The 2,780-nt window shown below is 70.9% G+C and carries 5 protein-coding genes; all 5 read left to right on the top strand.

The window, feature by feature from the left end:
* The coding region (locus VI078_12555) for a CheB methylesterase domain-containing protein (GenBank protein HEY6000113.1) at nt 1-581 on the top strand (581 nt) is incomplete at its 5' end.
* Nucleotides 582-652: 71 nt separating this feature from the next.
* The gene (locus tag VI078_12550; protein ID HEY6000112.1) at nt 653-1,474 is read left to right on the top strand and encodes a GAF domain-containing protein; all 822 of its coding nucleotides are present in this window, start codon (nt 653-655) and stop codon (nt 1,472-1,474) included.
* A 39-nt stretch (nt 1,475-1,513) separates the two neighbouring features.
* Nucleotides 1,514-1,888: a response regulator gene (locus VI078_12545; GenBank protein HEY6000111.1), complete on the top strand. Its 375-nt coding sequence runs from the start codon at nt 1,514-1,516 to the stop codon at nt 1,886-1,888.
* 102 nt (nt 1,889-1,990) lie between these two features.
* Entirely contained in the window at nt 1,991-2,545 is a 555-nt protein-coding gene (locus VI078_12540; GenBank protein ID HEY6000110.1) for a sigma-70 family RNA polymerase sigma factor, read from the top strand.
* Nucleotides 2,542-2,780, top strand: a 239-nt coding sequence (locus VI078_12535) for a zf-HC2 domain-containing protein (protein HEY6000109.1), incomplete at its 3' end; no start/stop codon positions are given. The genes VI078_12540 and VI078_12535, both read left to right, overlap by 4 nt.

Genomic DNA, 2,780 nt, shown 5'->3' with positions numbered 1-2,780 from the left:
GGCGCTACCGCTGTGTGGCGCTCGGGGCCTCGACGGGGGGGCCGCCGGCGCTCCAGCAGGTGCTCGCGGCCCTGCCCGCCGACTTCCCGGCGGCGGTGGTGATCGCCCAGCACATGCCGGAGGGGTTCACCAGGCTGTTCGCCGACCGCCTCGACCGCCTCGTGCCGCTGCGGGTCCGGGAGGCGCGCGACGGCGACCCGCTGGCGCCGGGGCAGGTGCTGCTGGCACCGGGGGGGATGAACCTGCTCCTCCAGCGCGAGCGGGGCGCCCGGATCGTCGCGCGGGTCGAGCCGCCTCTGGCCGCGGACCGTTACGTCCCCTCCGTCGACCGCCTCCTGGTCTCGGCGGCGGACGCCTGCGCCGGCTCGGTGCTCGCCGTGGTCCTCACGGGGATGGGCGACGACGGCGCGGCCGGCATCGGGGCGGTCCGGGACGCCGGCGGTCTCACCGTGGCCGAGGCCGAGGAGACCTGCGTCGTCTACGGGATGCCGCGCGAGGCCGTGCGCTCCGGCGCGGTCCAGCGCGTGCTGCCGCTGCCGGAGATCGGCGCGGCGATCCTGCACGAGGTGCTCCCGGGGTGAGCGCCGCCGGCCCGGCCGGTTGCCGCGCGGGGGGATTCGTTGTAGACTCGGTTTCCAAGGAGGACCTTGGGATGACGGCCCAGGACGACCGGAAGAACCTCCTCATGCGCGGGCAGGAGTTCCTGCAGCTGTACCGCAAGGTGGAGGGCTTCACCCAGGAGTTGATGAAGGAGAACGAGCGCCTGCGCTACCTTGTGGCGACGCTCGAGCAGGAGAAGGCCACGGCCCGGGGCGCCTCGCCGGAGGAGCTCCAGGGGCTCAAGGGGCGCGTCCAGCAGCTGGAGCAGGAGCGCGAGGCGCTCATCCAGCGCTACCAGCAGGCCGAGCGCGAGAACCAGGACTTCGCGAACCGCTACCTGGAGATCGAGGAGGAGAACAACAACCTCGCCAACCTCTACGTGGCGAGCTTCCAGCTGCACTCGACCCTCGATTTCAAGGAAGTCGTCCAGATCGTCATGGAGATCGTCATCAACCTCATCGGCGCCGAGAAGTTCGGGCTGATGCTCCTCGACGAGCGCAAGGGCGAGCTCTACGCCGTCTCGAGCGAGGGCGTCCCGCGCGAGCAGGTCCCGCTGATCAAGCTCGGCGAGGGGACGATCGGCGGCGTGGCGAAGTCGGGGGAGCCGTGGGTCGCCGAGCACCCCGAGGCCGCCGCGACGTCGCTGGCCGAGCCGCGGGTGGTGATCCCGATGCGCATCAAGGACCAGCTCATCGGCGTCATCGTGATCTACTCGCTGCTCGAGCAGAAGCCGAGCTTCTCGCCGCTGGACTACGAACTGTTCAACCTGCTCGCGGGCCACGCCGCCACCGCGCTCTTCGCCTCGAAGCTCTACGCGGAGTCGGAGCGCAAGCTCAGCACGATCCAGGGCTTCCTTGAGCTGCTCAAGCGGTAGCGGGGGCATGCGGGCGCCGGCCGTTCGGGGGACGGAGCGATGACGAAATTCCGGTGCCTGGTTGTCGAGGATTCGCCGACGATGCGCCAGCTCATCGTCTTCGCGCTCAAGCGCCTGCCCGAGCTCGACATCGTCGAGGCCTCCGACGGCGTGGACGCGCTCAAGAAGCTGCCGGGCGCCAGGACCGACCTGGTGCTGACCGACATCAACATGCCGATCATGGACGGCCTCAAGCTCGTGAGCCTCATGAAGGGCAACCCGCTGTACAAGGACATCCCGGTCGTCATCATCACGACCGAGGGCGCCGCCGAGGACCGGGAGAAGGGGATGGCCCTCGGGGCGCGGTCCTACATCCCGAAGCCGATCCAGACGGCCAACCTGCTCAAGGTCGTCCGCGAGATCCTCGGCATCTAGCGGGCCGCCCGCGCCGGGCGGGACGGAACTTTTCCCCGGGAGGCCGGTCTAATTCCCGTGACGAGTGGCGAGCAGGGGACAACTGAAGGTGAACGCCAGCTGGTGGAGTCTGCGAGGCGCGGGGACCACCGCGCCTTCGAGGCCCTGGTGCTCAAGTACCAGGACCGGATCTACCGGATGGTCCAGCGGATGGTCGGGGGCCCGGACGCGGCCGACGACCTGGCGCAGGAGGTCTTCATCCGTGCATACCGGTCGATCGGCGAGTTCAAGGGCGAGTCGTCGCTCTACACCTGGCTGTACAAGATCGCCCTCAACCTCTGCCGCAACTTCTACCGGACGCGCGGGCGCCGCCCCGTGCACGAGGAGATCGGCGAGGGCGAGGGCGCGACGGTCGTGGAGGACGGGGGCGCGAGCCCCGAGGACGAAGTCTTCCGGCGGGAGTTCTGGGAGCAGCTGCGGCGGGGGCTCGAGAGCCTGCCCGAGGAGCAGCGGGAGGCGGTCGTGTTCTGCGACCTGGAAGGGATGAGCTACGAGGAGATGGCCGAAGCGATGGGTGTGCCGATCGGGACCGTGCGCTCGCGGATCTTCCGCGGTCGCCGGGCGCTGCAGGAGCGGCTCGGCGCCTTCCACGCGGCCCCGCGCCGGAGGGAGCCGTGAGCGACCCGCGTTGCGAGCGGTTCCGGGAGCTGGCCTCGGTCTTCGTCGACGAGCGGCTCGAGGGCGACGAGCTGCTGGCCTTCGAGGGGCACCTCGAGCGCTGCGGGGAGTGCCGGCTGTTCGAGGCGGGGCTGCGCCGTTTCCGCCAGGTGCTGCGCGCGGCGGCGTCGGTGGAGCCGTTGCGCCGCCCGCCCGCGGGGTTCGCCGCCGGCGTGACGGCGCGCCTCGCGCGCGA

This window comes from bacterium, from assembly GCA_036524115.1.
In the GTDB taxonomy this organism is placed as follows: domain Bacteria; phylum JAUVQV01; class JAUVQV01; order JAUVQV01; family DATDCY01; genus DATDCY01.
Note: the sequence above shows the minus strand (reverse complement) of the source record. Positions and strands in the feature narration are given on the sequence as shown.